Source organism: Paenibacillus sp. S28 (assembly GCF_016624415.1).
In the GTDB taxonomy this organism is placed as follows: domain Bacteria; phylum Bacillota; class Bacilli; order Paenibacillales; family Paenibacillaceae; genus Paenibacillus_AQ; species Paenibacillus_AQ favisporus.
Window position 1 is genome coordinate 1 of record NZ_JACVTM010000031.1, and the last position, 16,685, is coordinate 16,685.

Here is a 16,685-nt window from a genome sequence, read left to right on the forward strand (position 1 = left end):
TAGGCTTAGGGCTGTTTCTTTTAAACCGTCCACAATCCGGGTCACAGTTCACCCGATGTTAAGCCGGGTGCTTCTTTTTTCGTACGAAGACAGTGATCTGAGATGCTTCTGATAGAGCTGCGAAGCTAGTCCAAGCTTTTGCTCAGTTTAACGATTTGGTTCCAGCCGTCGTCGATGCTGATTTTCCCGAACATGATCGACTGCGTGATGTTGTCGTATTCCTTCGTAAAATTGGCCCAGCCGCCCTTATTGCCGGGACCCGGGTCGAACGCGGCCCCGTCCTTGGACACTTCGTTGATCAGGCCCAGTGCATTTTTGTCCACATCGGTGAACTTAGGCTTGAGCGCATCAGCGACAGTCTTGTTGACAGGAATCCCGCGGGAAGTGCCGAGGATGTCGCCGGCTTCCTGGCTGTTGACGAACCAGTCGATGAACTTCTTCGCTTCGTCTTTATACTGGCTGTTGGGGCTGACGCTCCAATACATGGAGGCTTTGAGCCATCCGCCCGCCTGTGTCCCCCGCGGCTGGGTCGTCAGCGCCATTACACCCGGTTTCAGGGCGTCCGTTCCGCCGAATTCCGCGGCATGCGCGCCCCGGAGCAGAATTTTCTCCTGAATGAGCAAATCCATCTGCGCGTCCTGCGATTTATCCGACACCGTCACATCCGGCGGAGGCACAAGATGGTCCTTGCGCAGCTGTGCCCATTTGTTCATCCAATCTTTCCAGGTGGTTTCGTCGTAGTGGAACTTCCCGTCCTTGCTCATCGAGAAGCCTTTGCCCATGCTCAATTGATAGGACATGTAGGATGCGCCGTCTGCCGTTAAATCACGGGTCAGGTATTGGTCTTTGGCCAATTTCGGCTTCAGATCGCGGGCCATGGCGAAAAACTCATCCCATGTCTTGGGAGGCTGAACCCCGAGGCTGTCCATGATCGTCTTGTTGTATACCATGCCCCAGGCGTTGTTGCCGAGCGGCATCGCGTACAGCTTGCCTTGATAGGTGCCGGTTTCGAGCAGGGCCTTGTCGATGTTATCCGTCGGAATAGACGAGAGATCCTCCAACCGGCCGCTGGAGGCCCAGTCGTTGAACCAGGCGGCATCCATCTGGAAAATATCCGGGGTGTTTTTCCCTGCGGATTGGGTCGAGAGCTTGTCTTGGTATCCGTCGAACGATTGGTATTCCGGCTCGAACGTGATTCCCGGATTGTTTTTGGAGTATAAATCAAGCGCTTTCAAGGTTGCGTCGTGACGGGCCTGCGAGCCCCACCACATGATCCGCAGCGTGATGGACTTGCCGTTACCGGTGCCCGCAGCTCCGGTTTCTTCCTTCTTGACCCCGCTGCAGGCGGATAGAACGAGGGACAGCATAAGGACGGCCGCAGTGCCTGCGGCAAGACGTTGCCATGATTTTCTCATTGGTTGAACCTCCCTTAAGTAACGGAACTCTTTCTTGCTCTAAGGTACCAAGCCGAGGAACATCCGCGTAGCGGACGATCCTACAAATCGTTTCAGTATTTTACGAATATCGGTGAACTGCCGGCTGCGTTTGTCCTGTATACTGGGCGGATCCAGGAGCGGCTGTAGCTGCGTTAGGCCCGGTAGAACTCGGTCGGGCTGCGCCCGGTATGCTTTTTGAACAGCGTGGTAAAGTACGGAACGTTGCGGTATCCGACCCGCTCGGCAATTTCGGCGATGAGCAGCTTTTTCTCCAGGACCATGCTCTTGGCTTTTTCCATCCGGACCCGGGTCAAATAATCGCCGAACGTCTCGCCGGTGAACTGGCGGAACAGGGTGCTCAAATAATTTTTGGAAATATAGACCTGATCGGCGACATCCTGAAGGTGGATGTTTTCGGCGTAATGCTCGTGAATGTACTGAATGATAAACTCCACCGTTTCCTTATGCTTCAGGTTCTCATTGGGAGTAAACCGGCGGCAGATCCGCTTAACCTTCTCGGCCACCCAGGCCTTCCACTGCTGCTCGTTTTCTATCAATCCCAGCTCCTTGGACAGATCTGCAGGAGGCAGCTCGTCGTCAAGCTTGTGGCCGGAATCGTACAGCGTGAAGGAGAGGATGGCAAACAGCTGTGTCCCGAGGGCTGCCAGCTCGCCGGGAGATAGCTGTGCCACGGCGCTGTCGCTGCTTGCGAAATCCTCCAGCGCCAGCAGGGCCCGCGGCTCATCGAAGGTCCGAACCGCATCCGCCATTTCCTGAAAAAATCGGACCGGACGCACGTTTCGCGCTGCCGGATGCCGGAAGCCAGCTTCGGTGTAGACGTAGACGCAGGGATGGTTTGCATCCGGCTCACGCCGCTCGGCCAGGGCCTGGAAGGCCTCTTCCGTGGAATCCGCAATAGCCGTCCAATCGTCTTTCCGGAGGCCCGCTCCGATACGCAGCTTGACCTGAAGGTAACGGTCCACTGACTCAATGATGCGCCCGGCCAGTGCCAGTACCTCGGAGCGAAACGCTTCTGCGGGCCAGGAGAGGGGCTTATACAGCAGCAGGGTCATATGGTGACTATGCAGCTCTAAAAAGTAGCTCCTCAGTCCATCCTGCCTGGCCAGCTCCTCGACCGTATTACCGACGGCAAAGCGGAACAGGTGCCAGTCCCGGGCCGAGATGCCTTCCGTCCGCCCCTGCCGCTTGATTTCCAGGGCCAGCATCATGAACTGGGCGCCTTTCCAGCCAAGCCGGTCCAGCATCCGGTACGGCCCGGTCGGAGGGGAAAAGGTCCCGCCCGTGAGGACCGATTTCACCCATTCCCTCTCCAGGTAGGGCTCGTACTGCATCAGCCGATCCTGAAGCTCCTGCTCCCGGTTCTCTGCCGCTCTTTTCTCCGACAATTCGGCGATTACGCGCTGCAGTACCTCACGGATCGTAGCCGGTGAGGCCGGCTTGGGCAAATAATCGTCGACCTGCAGCCGTAGCGCTTTGCGGGCATAATCAAAGTCCGAGTAGCCGCTTAAGATGATGATTTTGCCGTCAAACTGCTGCTTGCGAAGCTGCTCGATCATTTCCAGCCCGTTCATGACCGGCATATAGATGTCCGTAATGACGATATCCGGCTTGGCAGCTCTGATCAGCCGGAGCCCCTCTTCACCGTCCATGGCCTCCCCGATGGGGCGGATGCCGAGCTGCTCCCAGGGAATGAGCCGCGACATCCCCCCAAGCACCTGCCGGTCGTCATCCACGATCGCGAGTGTCCACATCACTTCGTCCTCCTTCCAAATCCGGCTGCTGCGTCAGCTTCGGAAGATAAATTTCAGCCTCGGTGCCTGATCCGCCGGTACGATTCCGGAGCGATACGCCGAAGGGCGGACCGAAAAATACTTGAATGCGCTCGGTTACATTACGGATGCCGTATCCGCCCGTCGGATGGCGCCTCCGGGTCTTCCAATCGTCCCGCAGGCCGACGCCGTCATCCCGGATTCGGATCCGGATGCCGCGGTCCTCTTGCACGGCATTCAGGACGATTCGGCCATGGCTGCGTCCATGGAAGCCGTGCACGATGGCGTTTTCCACGAAGGGCTGCAGGGTCAGCTTCGGAATCAGAAGCTGCCGCAGATCCTCCGGACAGTCGATTTCCCAGTTCAGACCTTGGCCCCTTTTGAACTGCTGAATTTTCAAATAGCATTCGACGTGAAGCAGCTCATCCTGCATCGGAATCAGGGATTCGCCGCCGGACAACCCGATACGGAACATTTGCCCCATCAGTTCAAGCACCCGGCTGATCTCCTCCTGGCCGGCCTCCAGTGCCATCCAGTTCAGCTGATCCAAGGTGTTGTAGAGAAAATGGGGGTTGATCATCGCCTGCAGCGCCTTGATTTCCGCCTCGCGCTGCGCCTTGTACTGCTGTTCCAGCGATTGGTACAGCGTCTCGATCCGCTCGGTCAATTTGCGGTAGCCGCTGAAGAGACTGCCGAATTCGTTGCGGTATTCCGTAGGCAGCGGAAGCCCTTTCTTGCCGGGATTGAACGCCTGCATCAGCTGGACCAGCTTCCGGATCGGCACCGTGAAATTCCTCGAAAGGAACAGCGTGAAGAATACCGACAGCAGGATGGCGGCCGCTCCGATCGCAGCCATGGTCCATGCCAGGCGGACACTTCCGCCTGTGATGTCCTTCCATGGCGTAAGCTCGACCAGCATCCAGCTGCCGGGCGCCGTGCGGGACCAGACGGTCAGCATGTTCTTCTCCGGGAGCGAGCCTGCCGCTTCCAGCAGCTGATGCGCATGGCCGGCATCTCCGCTGACCTCCTTCAGAATGGCATCGATTTCTCCGGGAGGCGGAGCGATCCGGGTGTGCATGATCATCCGGCCGCCGGAATCGAGCAGCAGCCGGCTGGCCGAGGAATTGTCCTCGGTCAGGATATCCTGCAGAAATTTGACGCGGACGTTGATAATGAGGATTCCGCGGTTCACCCCGTCCGGCGTTGTGATTTTACGGATAAAGCTGATGACCTGCTGCTTCCCCTGCGGCGAGCCGACCTCACGCTGTCCGATCCAGACGAAGTCGGCTTTGTCGACGGCTGGGTACCAGCTTTCCCGGCTGGCGTAAGCTAGCGGGAGGTACTGAATGTTGGCGTTCGGGTCGACTTGCAGCGGATCGCTCATATAAATCTGAAAGGAGAACATCGAGCGGGAGCTGTTCAGCATCGGCGCCAGATAATCCCGGTTCAGCTCGTCCCTGGCCGTTTTGCGGGCATAATAGTCTCCTTTCATCGTCAAATAATTGACCAGCGGGGAGTTGATGGCTACGGCGAGCGAGGTCTGCTCCACGGCGCTCATCTGGTCGGTGAGCTGCTTGTTGAGCTGCTGCAGCACCGCCTGCTGGTACATGGAGGCACTGTCCGCCTGCTCATTGGCGGAGAACCGGTAGCTGACGATCATCATGATAGTGATCAGGACCGCGATAAAAGCGGCAAAGCTGAAGAAAAACACATAATCGATACGGAACATGCGAAACGGATTCATGGCTTTTCCCCTCCTCTTGGGTGCGGCGATGCCATAGCGTTAACGCGCTGCTATCCCAAAGCGGCCGTTCACGGCGCGCCTGGAAAGAGGCTTGCGTTGACGATAAGGTCCGGAAGAAAAGCATGGAATGAGCGAGTCCCCGTGATTCCGTTATTGCGCTCCAAGATGACTAGCCTTTCAGCCCTGACGTTGCGATGCCCTCGACAAAATGCTTCTGCGCCAGGAAGAAGATCACGACCGGCGGCAGCACGGAGAGCAGGGACACGGCGAGCAGCTGACCCCACGGCACGGCCGACTGGGAATCGATGAACATTCGGAGCGCCAGCGGGACGGTATATTTGTCCACAGTATTCAGATAAATCAGCGGACCAAAGTAATCGTCCCAGCCCCAAATAAACGAGAAGATCATGACCGTGATCAGCGCCGGCAGGGTCAGCGGCATGACGATGCGCAGGTAGATGCCGAACCAGGTGCAGCCGTCGATTTTCGCCGACTCGTCAAGCTCCCGCGGAATGCCCCGGATGAATTGGACGATCAGAAAAATAAAGAAAGCTCCCCCCATGGCCGATGGGACGATCAGAGGCAGATACGTATTGATCCAATCGAAAGAATGGAACATCGTATACTGCGGGATGAGCGTGACCTGGCCCGGCAGCATCAGGGTCATCATCAGGATGGAAAACCACAGCCCTTTCAGCGGAAAGGTCAGCCTGGCGAACCCGAAGGCCACCAAGCTGGCCGAGATGACGTGCAGCACTGTGGTCGCCACGTTCAGCTTGAGGCTGTTCATGAAGAAGCGTGTAAACGTATATTTGGGCAGCGCGTTCCAGCCTTCCGTATAATTCTGCCACAGCCATACTTTGGGGAACAGGGAGGGCAGGCTGATCTCGGCCGTCGATTTGAAGGAGGCGCCGATCCACCAGAGTACGGGGTAGAACATCACAAAGCAGAACACGATCATCAGAATATGAACCAGCCAATTTTGTTTTTTCAGAACGCCTGTCATTTGCGACCCTCCGTTTCCGTTTCGTAGAACACCCAATATTTGGACGCAATAAAATTGATCGCTGTGGCGATGCCGATAATGACCAGCAGGATCCAGGCCAGTGCCGAGGCGTAGCCCATCTGCAGCGAACCGAAGGCTTTATTGTACAGGTACAGGGCAAACATTTCGGTCGAATTGACCGGACCTCCGTTGGTAACGACAAACGCCGAGGTGAACATCTGGAACGCGTTGATGATCCCCATGATCAGGTTGAACAGGATGACGGGCGACAGCATGGGCAGCGTAATCCGGATGAATTTGCGAAAAGGTGTGGCCCCGTCCACGGAGGCTGCTTCGTACAGCTCCCCGGGAATCTGCTTAAGACCGGCCAGGAAAATAATCATCGACGAGCCGAACTGCCACGCCGTCAGCAGCACCAGGGTTCCGAGGGCAGTGGAGGGCGTTCCGATCCAGTTCTTCGGGGCGATGCCGACCAGAATCACTAGATGGTTGATAAATCCGTTGAGGCCGAAAATGTTGCGCCACAGCACGGCCACCGCCAGGCTTCCCCCGATCAGGGACGGCAGATAAATGATCGTGCGGTAGAAGGAAATACCCCGGATATTCCGGTTGAGCAGCATAGCGACCAGCAGCGCCGCCAGCAGCTTCAGGGGAACCGAAGTAATGACGTACAGGAAGGTCACCTTCAGCGAATTGAAAAAGAGCCGGTCCTGCGAAATATCCTGATAATTTTTGAGCCCGATCCAGCGGGCTGGTTCCAGCAGGGAAAACTCGGTGAAAGATAAATAGAAGGATTGAATAATGGGCCACAGCTGTAAAATGAGAAAACCCAGCAGCCAGGGGGCGATGAACAGGTAGCCGGCCAGCGGGGCGTTCCAGCGTCCTTTCAACGTTTTGGCAACCGCTTTCATGTTTTTGCCCGGCTGGGCCTTGTCCGCCGCCGGTATCGTTTGTGCATTCAAAATCAATCACCTCACGCCTTTTAGTAGCTCTCATTGTATCGTGGGCTGAACCTTGTCTGTAGTCGAAGAATGCACAAATTCTTTCACTATTGAATGGTGTTTGCTACTTCTGGAATGAGGAAGAGGACGTTTTTTTGCGAGTGGCAAGTCCCCAAAGAGGGTAATGTAATCGATATGGAGGTGTCGTTATGATCATGAAAAAGCTGCTTAGAAACTCTTCCTTGGCTGCCGCTGCGCTTATGCTGATGATACCGGCGGGCTGGGGATTATCCCCAACGCAGACTTCGGCCGCCGCCGCGGCGCCTGCTCCCTGCGGAAGCGGCGATCACGGCCTGCTTCAGCAAGAGCAGAAACAGCATATGGGGGAAGGCGCGGACCCGCTTCATTTTACCGATATTCAGTTTCTGAACGGGTCGACGGGCCGGGCGGCAGGAACCGGGTTTATGATCGGCACATCGGATGCGGGATGCCACTGGCAGGAAATTTACACGGGGAAATGGAACTTTGCCCAGATTAAATTTACGGACAACGTGAACGGATGGGCCATCGCCACCCTTCCTTCCCACCAGACGACGCATCTGCTCAAGACAGTGGACGGCGGATCGCATTGGAAACAGGTGTATACGGCCAATCTGCCGTTTAACCGGCTCGAGGCGCTCGGCAAGAACACGGTGTACGCCTACACGCAAAATAGTGCTTACCGGACCGAAAACGGCGGGAACAGCTGGGTGAAAATCCCTACGCCGGCAAATACGAGATATGCGACGTTTCGGGATAAGAACAACGGGTATGTCCTGGTCGTTGTTCCCGGCTCGGGCTATAAAGTACTGGGCACGGCCGACGGCGGGCACAGCTGGATCACGAAGCTGAACGTGAAATTTGACTCCCCGTATCCTGCGGGCGGACAAATTTACAGCAAGGACAATCAGGTCTGGGCGCTGTTCTATGGCGGCTCAGGCATGTCCCAGGTATCCTATTCGCTGTATGGCAGCACGGATCAAGGCGTGCATTGGAATCGCGTCATTGCCCAATCCACGGCAGGCGGAGGCCCGGCTCCCGGCAGTGGGGCCGCTGTCGTTAATCAGGGGCCAGCCCAGCAAGCCGGACACCCCGGCAACATGCATCTGATCGGCAAGGAGACGTCCTTTCTGTCCGGCGGCTCTCCGGCGGGCGGCATGGTGTCTGTCGGCGTGACTTATAATGGAGGAAAGACGTGGAAGAACGTAAAGCCGTCCATTAATGGTTACGATTCACGGATCTCCTTTACGGACGGCAAGACGGGCTGGCTTGTGGTGACCAGCGCCACCAAATCGTCGATTTATGCCACCCATGACGGCGGTGCCAGCTGGAACCGGAAGTTCGCTTTTAAGGAAGCGTTGAATCCTTAATCGGAAGTATCAAGGTGCGAATGAAGCTGCAGGTAACAGTCATAAGACGGGGCTGCCGGTTATCACCGGCGGTTCCGTCTTTTTTTTCGATGACGGCGTGGGTTTCCCGGAATACGAATCCCCGGCGCTGTGAAAGCTGTACAGTAGCGGCAGTCTGCGGCAGGCACGGTTTGTATTGAATTGATACAGCGAACTGGATATAGTAGTACAATAGGAAAGAATAGATTGGAGTATTGCGTAATGCCAGATGCCAGAAAGGCTACCGTCCGTCTGCGCAGCCGTCATGACGGCCAGGAGGTCAACCAGGAGATGACGGCGCAGGTATTTGCCCGCGGACAAGCTCTCTATGTGATGTACGAGGAGCCGGAAGCGGATTTGCAGGGGCGGAAGACCAAAACGACAGTGAAAATCGGCGCAAACAGCCTGAAAATGATCCGGCACGGCGCCGTGGAATCCGAGCAGTCTTTTCAGGAGGGGCAGCGGCTTCCCGGCTTTTACCGTTCGCCTTATACGTCCTTTAACCTATCGACGGATACGCGTTCCCTTAAGATGGACCTGGACGGAATGACAGGGGAAATCAGCTGGGCGTACGATCTATATGTATACGAGGAATGCACAGGGCATTTCACCATCAGCTTTTTTATACAGGAGGATAATCAATCATGACACTCAATCCACTCGAACAGATTCACCAGCTGGTTTTGGAGGCGGTCAAGGACGCGGTGGTCGCCGCCGGGCTGGCCAGCCGTGAAGAGCTCCCCAGCATTACGCTTGAGGTGCCGAAAGATAAATCTCACGGGGACCTGGCCACCAACGCCGCGATGCAGCTGACCCGGATCGCCAAGAAAAACCCGCGCCAGATCGCTGAAGCGATCCTGGAGCATATCGACGTAAAGAAGGCGTCCATCGAGAAGGCCGAAATCGCCGGCCCGGGCTTCATTAACTTTACGCTGAACAAAAGCTATCTGTACCCCGTCATCGAGCAGGTCTACACACAGGGGAAAGACTATGGACGCGTACAGCTCGGTCAGGGACAGCGCGTGCAGGTCGAGTTCGTCAGCGCCAATCCGACCGGCAGCCTGCACTTGGGACATGCCCGGGGAGCCGCCGTGGGCGACGCCCTGTGCAACATTTTAGACTTTGCCGGGTATGAAGTAACCCGCGAATACTATATCAACGATGCGGGCAACCAGGTCGAAAACCTGTGCAAATCGATCGAAGCCCGGTACCTGCAGGCGCTCGGACAGGAGGCGGAAATGCCTGAGGACGGATACCACGGCGAGGATATCAAGGGGTTTGCCAAGGACCTCGTCGCCGAGAAGGGCGATTCCCTGCTGTCTATGGATCCGGGCGAGCGGACGGCGTTCTTCCGTTCGTATGGCCTGGAGAAAGAGCTTGGCAAAATCAAACGCGATTTGGCACGCTTCCGGGTACATTTTGACGAATGGTTCAGCGAGACTTCCCTGTACGAGAAGGGGCTCGTTGAAGCATCCCTAGACGAACTGAAAGCCAAAGGCCAGGTGTACGAGCAGGACGGCGCCACTTGGCTGCGGACGACCGAATATGGGGACGACAAGGACCGTGTATTGGTGAAAAATGACGGCACCTATACGTACCTGACACCGGATATCGCGTATCACCGGGACAAATACAACCGCGGCTATGACCGCATGATCAATATTTGGGGAGCCGACCACCACGGCTATATCCCGCGGATGAAAGCAGCCATGCAGGCCATCGGCAACGATCCCGACAAATTGACCGTACTCATCGCGCAGATGGTCAGCCTGTTCCAGAACGGGGAGAAGGTCAAGATGTCCAAGCGTACGGGGAAAGCCGTAACGATGGAGGACCTGATGGAAGAGGTCGGCATCGACGCCATCCGCTACTTCTTTACGATGCGCAGCATGGACTCCCATCTCGATTTCGACATGGATTTGGCCATTTCGACGTCCAACGAAAATCCGGTGTTCTATGTGCAGTACGCGCACGCACGGATTTGCAGTATTTACCGTCAGGCGGAAGAGCAGGGCGTTGCGCTGCTCCCGCTGTCCGAAGTGGACCTCACGGTGCTGAACACGGAACATGAGTATGACCTTCTCCGTAAAATCGGCGAGCTGCCAGAGGAAATCGCCACTGCTGCAGCGGGCTACGCGCCGCACCGGATGATCCGCTACGTGTATGACCTGGCTTCCCTTTTCCACAGCTACTATAAGGCGCAGCGCGTTATCACCGAAGATGCCGCTCAAACGCAGGCACGCTTCGCCCTGCTCGGCGCTGTGCGGACCGTTATCGCCAACGTGCTGAGAATCGTGGGCGTATCCGCTCCGGAGAAGATGTAATTCCTTCTTCCCCTTTTGAATACGCCGAACATATGAAAGGCCGTCTCCGGTATTTGCCGGAGGCGGCCTTTTTCAACAAATGCTAAATATTGTAGTTATTTGGCATGTACGTGAGCAGAAGCTCCGTTTGTCCTGAGCGGTACAGGCCGCTCTCGTCTAGCTTGGATTATTTTTGCGTTTGATGCCTTCACGCAGCAGCCGGTAGGCATTGATTTCACCGGTGTGCACGACGCGGGATTGCCCTTTTCTCGGGCGCAGCGGTGTGGCGGTTGCGACGAGGAGCTCTTTAATTTCAGCCGGCGACAGGTCGGGATTTTGGGCAAGCAGCAGCGCGATTGATCCGCTGACATGCGAAGTCGCCATGGAGGTGCCGCTCATCTCGTGGTACTTGCCGCGCGTCCAGGAAGAAATGATTTTATCGCCCGGCGCATAAATATCGATGAGGTCGCCGCGGTTGCTGAAGCTGGCGATGCGGCGGTTCCGGTCGGTCGCTCCCACGGATATGGTCTGCCCGTACCTTGCAGGATAGTCGATGCTTCGCCGTTTCCCGTCATTGCCGGACGAGGCGACGATCGAGATCCCGGCCGTATAGGCCTTGCCGACGATGTCCAGCAGCGCCTTGCTTTTGGTCTTCATGCCGAAACTCATATTGATGATGTGCATGCGGTTGCGGACGCACCAGTCGATCCCCTGGATAATGTCCGAGACATAGGCGGATCCGTTGTTGTCGAAGGCTTTGACCGGAAAAATCATGGCCCGCGGGGCGACGCCGATCATGCCGTCGGGACCGTTCGCGGCAGCAATGGTTCCTGCAATGTGGGTGCCGTGCCCGTTGTCATCGAGCGGCAGCAGATGCCGGTGCAGCAGATTGATCCCTTTGGCCAGCGACTGGCGCAGATCGGGATGATAGTAGTCGGCCCCGGTATCGATCACTCCAATCCGGATGCGGTAGCCCGTCGAAGTTGACCAGGCTTTGGGAGCCTGAATTTGCTTGACTCCGTACGGAATGCCCGGGCTTTGGTTGACTTTGTTGTTCACCAAGGTATGGACCTGCATTTGGGTGTCTTCTTCAATAATAAGATCGTCATGATACTTGGACATCAACCTGCTGCTGACCGGAAACGGAGCGATCATGGCCTCGAGGAGATCGGACACCTGGATGCCGGGCATGTTCGGATACCGAAGGTGAAGCGTCTGCAGCCGATCCTGACAGGCATAGAAATGCCGCGGTTCGCGAAACCTGATAATATTTTTTTCTCCGGACGATACGGGACTCTCCATATCTTCAAGCAGCATCTGGATAAAATTGGTGTAGTCCATGTTGGGCAGTCCCCCTCATAATGAACCCTGCTTTTGCATTGTATGAGCGGGGAGTGCGGCAGGAGTGGGAACATGCCCTTTTTTGACGAAATAGGCCCTGCCCCGATGTCAAAAACCGGAGGCGGACATAATATAGACTGAAGAGGCCATGGGCGTCTCTTTCCAGGTCCCGTGAGGAGTTTCTCCTTCGTGGGCGGATACAGTCGGAAGGCGGAGGATACTCCGCCTTTTCATTCGCCTTTTTTGGGACAACCTTGCAGTCTTCCTTTATACACTTAAAACTTGCATTTTATTTATAAATAGGTTTTACTTAGTTTTGATAATGGATATGTTGTTATAAGTAACGATATATAAGGTGAACTTTGCGTGAGAGGAAGTGTCCGTAAGTGAGTAACTCACTCCAGCTTAAAATGGATCCCGAGAGAATCCGGGAAATGCCAATGGTCGACCTGGCCTTTGCCATTTTGAAGGCGGCGAATACGCCGTTTTATTATCTCGACCTGATGAAAGAGGTAGCCAAGCTTCGCGGTTTGACGGATGAAGAAGTTAAAGAGACCGTTGCGCAGCTATATACAGAAATTAATATCGACGGCCGGTTTGCCTGCGTAGGAACGAACCTGTGGGGACTCAAGCGCTGGTATCCGATTGACCGCTCCGAAGATCCGATCAGCAGCGCCAAGCGTCCGCGCATCATTAACGATGACGACGATGATGAGGATGACGATTTCACGGACGAGGAAGATACGTTTGCTGAGGACAGCGACGATGATTTCGACCGGATCGACGAGGATCATGACGACATCTATTCCGATGACGATTCCGAGGAAGAAGTGGAAGAAGACGAAGACGTGATGCTCGACGACGAGGACCTGGAAGATGAAGACGCCGTTGAAGAGGATGAGGAAGAGGAAGAAGAAGACGACCTCGATGAGGACGAAGATTAATTCCATCCGCAGAATCGCCAATCCTCTCTTGACAGGGGACAAGGCACAGAGTAAACTATTGCATGGGCTTATGATTGAGATTTAAATATGCGTAAAATAATAAAAAGTGCCCCGTACTACGGGTGTCACTTTTTTGTTTTTTAATGCGGTATGTCATGGAAGCGGAACTCTCCTTCCACCATATTCGCGGGGGTAGATGAACTGGGAATGGAATGGAAATGATTCGTCTTTTTTAGTTCAATCTATATAATGTCGATTACCCAATTGTGCCATTTGATTTCAAATGGCGCATTGTTGTTCACAGAGAGAGAAAGCAACAAACTTGTTTCGGCCCGATTCCGATGAAAAAACGTGAATTGGGTTACGCTAAACATCATATGTCGCCTGAATTTCTGGACTTTAATAGGAGGGTTTTTACAGTGACAAAGTATATTTTTGTGACGGGCGGGGTCGTGTCTTCCTTGGGTAAAGGGATTACCGCCGCTTCACTCGGAAGGCTGCTTAAAAATAGGGGTTTAAAGGTGACGATCCAGAAATTCGATCCGTATTTGAACGTAGACCCCGGCACCATGAGTCCTTACCAGCACGGTGAAGTATTCGTAACGGACGATGGCGCCGAGACTGACCTTGATCTGGGGCACTACGAAAGATTCATCGACATCAACCTGTCCAAGAACAGCAATGTCACGACGGGGAAAGTGTACTCTTCGGTGATCAGCAAAGAACGCCGCGGGGAATATTTGGGCGGAACGGTTCAGGTCATTCCACATATCACGAACGAAATTAAGGAGCGGGTGTTCCGTGCAGGCCGCGAAGCAGGCTCTGACGTCGTGATTACGGAAATCGGCGGAACCGTCGGCGACATTGAAAGTTTACCGTTTCTTGAGGCCATCCGTCAGATCAAGAGTGAAATTGGCCGCGAGAATGTGATGTACATCCACGTGACGCTGATTCCTTACATTAAAGCTGCAGGTGAAGTGAAAACCAAGCCGACCCAGCACAGCGTGAAGGAACTGCGCAGCATCGGCATTCAGCCGAATGTGATCGTATGCCGGACGGAGCATGAGCTGTCTGCGGATATGAAGGCGAAAATCGCACTGTTCTGCGATATCGACGAAAGTGCGGTCGTGGAGTGCCGCGACGCATCTACGCTTTACGAGGTACCGCTGAACCTTCGCGATGAAGGGCTCGACGAGATCGTGGTCAACTACTTGAAGCTGACGACGCCGAAGCCGGACATGACCGAGTGGGAAAGCCTGGTGGATCGCATTAACAAGCTGGAGAAAACGGTGGAAATCGCCATCGTCGGCAAATATGTCGCTCTGCATGACGCTTATTTGAGTGTGGTTGAGTCCCTTTCCCATGCAGGCTTTGACGCAAACGCCGATGTGAAAGTCCGCTGGGTGAACGCGGAAGAAGTGACCGATGAGAACGTGGGCGAGCTGCTGCACGGCATCGGCGGCATTCTGGTTCCAGGCGGCTTCGGTGACCGCGGGATTGAGGGTAAAGTATCGGCGATCCGTTACGCCCGTGAGAAGCAAATTCCGTTCTTCGGCATTTGCCTCGGCATGCAGGTGTCTGTGATCGAATACGCCCGTTCCGTGCTGGGACTCGAAGGAGCGAACAGCTCGGAGATCAACCCGTCCACCGAGTATCCGGTGATCGACCTGCTTCCGGAGCAGAAGGATATTGAAGATCTGGGCGGAACGATGCGCCTTGGATTGTATCCTTGCAAGCTGGCCGAGGGCTCCTTGGCGATGCAGTGCTACAATGACGAGCTCGTCTACGAGAGACACCGCCATCGTTATGAGTTCAACAATGAGTACCGCGAGCAGGTTGAAAAAGCGGGCTTGCGCATTTCCGGAACGTCCCCGGACGGACGTCTGGTGGAAATTGTGGAACTTCCGGGCCATCCTTGGTTCCTGGCTGTGCAGTTCCATCCGGAATTCACGTCACGTCCGAATCGTCCGCAGCCGTTGTTCCGTGAATTCGTGAAGGCTGCGCTGCAAGTAGAACGTTAATATACAGCTATGGGTCTCCCTCAGGAGGCCCATTTTTCATTTATATGAAGTTGCAGGAATTTGTATCTAGAAGGCGAATACCTTTAAATGGAGATTGCAGGAGTATGGAATTAACAGATTAGTTAGGAATTAGGGGTTTGATTCGGACGCAGCTGATTGTTGGGAGGTAAGTTGAGTGGATAACAAAAAGGTATTGATCGTCGATGACCAGAACGGTATTCGCATTTTGCTCATGGAAGTGTTCAACAGTGAAGGTTATACGACGTTTCAGGCGGCCAACGGCAAGATTGCACTGGAAATTGTGGAGAAGGAATCGCCGGATCTGGTTCTGCTCGATATGAAGATTCCCGGAATGGACGGGCTTGAAATCCTGAAGCACATCAAGGAAATGAATCCATCCATCAAAGTGATCATGATGACGGCCTACGGAGAGCTTGATATGATCAAGGAAGCGACCGAGCTTGGAGCACTCATGCACTTTACGAAGCCGTTCGATATCGATGAGATGCGGGTGGCGGTAAACATGCAGCTCAAAGACAGCCCGGTTCAATTTGGCTAAAGCGATGGAATTCTGCTGACCCGGCAGAATTCTTTTTTTTGCCCTGCCCTTCCTATATCTGCTTAATTTCAAATGCTTGTTTAGCATTTACAATATGATGTGGTATAATAGCGCTGAATGCAATGTGAATTTCGGCTTAAAACCCTTAGATCAGACAAACACTTTTTAGGAGGATTGGAACCATGCCATTAGTATCCATGACAGACATGTTAAACAAAGCACTTCAAGGGAAGTATGCGGTTGGTCAATTCAACATCAACAACCTTGAGTGGACGCAAGCGATTCTTGCTGCCGCCGAAGAAGAGAAATCCCCGGTAATCCTGGGCGTATCCGAAGGCGCGGCTCGTCATATGGGCGGATTCTATACCGTTGTAAAAATGGTGGAAGGCCTGCTTCATGATATGAAGATTACGGTTCCCGTAGCCATTCATCTGGACCACGGTTCAAGCTTCGACAAATGTAAGGAAGCGATCGACGCTGGATTTACGTCCGTCATGATCGATGACTCTCACAGCCCGATCGACACCAACATCGAAACGACGCGCAAAGTTGTTGAATACGCGCATTCCAAAGGGGTTTCCGTTGAAGCCGAAGTTGGAATGGTCGGTGGTCAGGAAGATGACGTAGTCGGATCTGTTATGTATGCCAAACTGGATGACTGCGTACGCATCGTCAAAGAAACCGGAATCGACACACTGGCTCCGGCGCTTGGCTCTGTTCATGGACCTTACAAAGGCGAACCAAACCTCGGTTTTAAAGAAATGGAAGAGATTCGCGACGCCGTGAACCTTCCGCTCGTTCTTCATGGTGGGACAGGCATCCCGACGCATGATATCAAGAAAGCCATCTCTTTGGGCACATCCAAAATCAACGTCAACACCGAGAACCAAATCTCGTTCACCAAAGCGGTGCGTGAAGTTCTTGCTGCTAAACCGGACGTATACGATCCGCGTAAATACATCGTTCCAGGCCGCGATGCCATCAAGGCAACCGTTGTCGGCAAAATCCGTGAGTTTGGATCCAACAACCAGGCTTAATGTTACACAAGGTTTGAAGTAGGGCCCAGCCCTACGGTGTGGTTCATGATATAGAGGGCTGCCCCGCTCCGGGGCGCCCAATTGAATAGCAAGGAATGGAAAGCACACCGCTTAGCCGGTGTTTTTCCATTTCATA

General features: G+C 54.5%; 13 protein-coding genes. 7 read left to right on the plus strand and 6 right to left on the minus strand.

Annotated elements, in window-relative coordinates; translation table 11 throughout:
- Nucleotides 1-125: 125 nt before the first annotated feature.
- The 5 genes from IAE55_RS33030 to IAE55_RS33050 all read right to left on the minus strand — a co-directional run bounded on the left by IAE55_RS33030 (nt 126) and on the right by IAE55_RS33050 (nt 6,938).
- Complete coding sequence (locus IAE55_RS33030; RefSeq protein WP_076176948.1) at nt 126-1,415, minus strand: ABC transporter substrate-binding protein; 1,290 nt, start codon at nt 1,413-1,415, stop codon at nt 126-128.
- A gap of 173 nt (nt 1,416-1,588) precedes the next feature.
- Nucleotides 1,589-3,208 carry a response regulator transcription factor gene (locus tag IAE55_RS33035; protein ID WP_145165285.1) on the minus strand — a complete coding sequence of 540 codons (1,620 nt, stop codon included), beginning with the start codon at nt 3,206-3,208 and terminating at the stop codon, nt 1,589-1,591.
- Nucleotides 3,183-4,970, minus strand: coding sequence for a cache domain-containing sensor histidine kinase (locus IAE55_RS33040; protein WP_200634924.1), 1,788 nt, complete (start codon nt 4,968-4,970; stop codon nt 3,183-3,185). The genes IAE55_RS33035 and IAE55_RS33040 overlap by 26 nt, the downstream gene beginning before the upstream one ends.
- Nucleotides 4,971-5,139: 169 nt before the next feature.
- Nucleotides 5,140-5,976 (minus strand): carbohydrate ABC transporter permease, encoded by an 837-nt coding sequence (locus tag IAE55_RS33045; protein ID WP_076176951.1) that lies wholly within the window; start codon nt 5,974-5,976, stop codon nt 5,140-5,142.
- On the minus strand, nt 5,973-6,938 hold the full coding sequence (locus IAE55_RS33050; RefSeq protein WP_105444917.1) for a carbohydrate ABC transporter permease: 966 nt from the start codon (nt 6,936-6,938) through the stop codon (nt 5,973-5,975). Before IAE55_RS33050 ends, IAE55_RS33045 begins: the two co-directional genes overlap by 4 nt.
- A 188-nt stretch (nt 6,939-7,126) precedes the next feature.
- Here IAE55_RS33050 and IAE55_RS33055 point away from each other — a divergent pair, with 188 nt between their 5' ends.
- From IAE55_RS33055 to argS, 3 genes are all read left to right on the plus strand, one after another.
- The gene (locus tag IAE55_RS33055) at nt 7,127-8,326 is read left to right on the plus strand and encodes a WD40/YVTN/BNR-like repeat-containing protein (protein ID WP_200634925.1); all 1,200 of its coding nucleotides are present in this window, start codon (nt 7,127-7,129) and stop codon (nt 8,324-8,326) included.
- A 240-nt stretch (nt 8,327-8,566) separates the two neighbouring features.
- On the plus strand, nt 8,567-8,992 hold the full coding sequence (locus IAE55_RS33060) for a DUF1934 domain-containing protein (protein WP_076176954.1): 426 nt from the start codon (nt 8,567-8,569) through the stop codon (nt 8,990-8,992).
- Nucleotides 8,989-10,668, plus strand: a complete 1,680-nt coding sequence (argS, locus tag IAE55_RS33065; protein WP_200634926.1) for an arginine--tRNA ligase — start codon at nt 8,989-8,991, stop codon at nt 10,666-10,668. Before IAE55_RS33060 ends, argS begins: the two co-directional genes overlap by 4 nt.
- A gap of 156 nt (nt 10,669-10,824) precedes the next feature.
- Here the strand turns inward: argS and IAE55_RS33070 are convergent, their stop codons facing one another.
- Nucleotides 10,825-11,988 (minus strand): S8 family peptidase, encoded by a 1,164-nt coding sequence (locus tag IAE55_RS33070; RefSeq protein ID WP_105444913.1) that lies wholly within the window; start codon nt 11,986-11,988, stop codon nt 10,825-10,827.
- Nucleotides 11,989-12,374: 386 nt separating this feature from the next.
- Here IAE55_RS33070 and rpoE point away from each other — a divergent pair, with 386 nt between their 5' ends.
- From rpoE to fba, 4 genes are all read left to right on the plus strand, one after another.
- A complete protein-coding gene (gene rpoE / locus IAE55_RS33075; protein ID WP_105444912.1) occupies nt 12,375-12,932 on the plus strand; it encodes a DNA-directed RNA polymerase subunit delta in 558 nt (185 codons plus the stop codon).
- Nucleotides 12,933-13,351: 419 nt separating this feature from the next.
- Nucleotides 13,352-14,953, plus strand: coding sequence for a CTP synthase (locus tag IAE55_RS33080; protein WP_105444911.1), 1,602 nt, complete (start codon nt 13,352-13,354; stop codon nt 14,951-14,953).
- Nucleotides 14,954-15,128: 175 nt separating this feature from the next.
- Nucleotides 15,129-15,512, plus strand: a complete 384-nt coding sequence (locus IAE55_RS33085; protein WP_076176959.1) for a response regulator — start codon at nt 15,129-15,131, stop codon at nt 15,510-15,512.
- Nucleotides 15,513-15,694: 182 nt separating this feature from the next.
- A complete protein-coding gene (fba, locus tag IAE55_RS33090) occupies nt 15,695-16,549 on the plus strand; it encodes a class II fructose-1,6-bisphosphate aldolase (RefSeq protein WP_076176960.1) in 855 nt (284 codons plus the stop codon).
- Nucleotides 16,550-16,685: the final 136 nt, after the last annotated feature.